Below are 654 nucleotides of genomic sequence, written 5' to 3'. Positions count from 1 at the left end.
ACGCATTTAGCTACCTTACAAACAAAGAAAAACGAACACACCCAAGCCCTAGAGAGTGCCAAAAATACGCATATTGCTACACTTCAAACAAAGACTGATGAGCACACTGCAACGCTAGAGACAAAGAAAAACGAACACACCCAAGCCCTAGAGAGTGCCACAAATACGCATATTGCTACACTTCAAACAAAGACAGACGAACACACTGCAACGCTAGAGACAAAGAAAAACGAACATATTCAAGCCCTTATCACGCAAAAAGAGCAAAGTAGCAACGATATGCAAGGCATTAAGGATTCTTATTTGGCAGAAATCCGCAATGATATTCCCGCACAAGTGGCAAATCTCACCCAGCTTTGCAATGAAATCAAAGCAAGCAATCAAGCCTTAGGAAGCAATTTTCAAAGCAAAACCTACACTTCAAGCACGACTTTTAGCCTAGTAAATGGCGTTAGCGATTATTATGTGTTTATTCAAGGTGGCACAGGTGGCACAAACTCAAACACCGCAGGTGGTGCTGTGAGCTTTGGGAATCTCTTAAGTGCAAATGGTGGGGCTGGAAATCCAAGCGGTGCAGGACAGCTAGGACAGACAAAAGGCGCATTTTTAAAGGTTACTGCAAATCAAAAAATGACAATCCCAAATGGTGGGCTA

At 42.8% G+C, this 654-nt stretch carries 1 protein-coding gene; it reads left to right on the top strand.

Annotation, left to right across the window (positions count from 1 at the left end):
- A partial coding sequence (locus tag CQA49_RS10235) for an apolipoprotein A1/A4/E family protein (RefSeq protein WP_220271753.1) occupies positions 1 to 654 on the top strand: 654 nt, incomplete at both ends.

Origin of the sequence: Helicobacter sp. MIT 00-7814, assembly GCF_003364115.1 — a bacterium.
In the GTDB taxonomy this organism is placed as follows: Bacteria; Campylobacterota; Campylobacteria; order Campylobacterales; family Helicobacteraceae; genus Helicobacter_F.
Note: the sequence above shows the minus strand (reverse complement) of the source record. Positions and strands in the feature narration are given on the sequence as shown.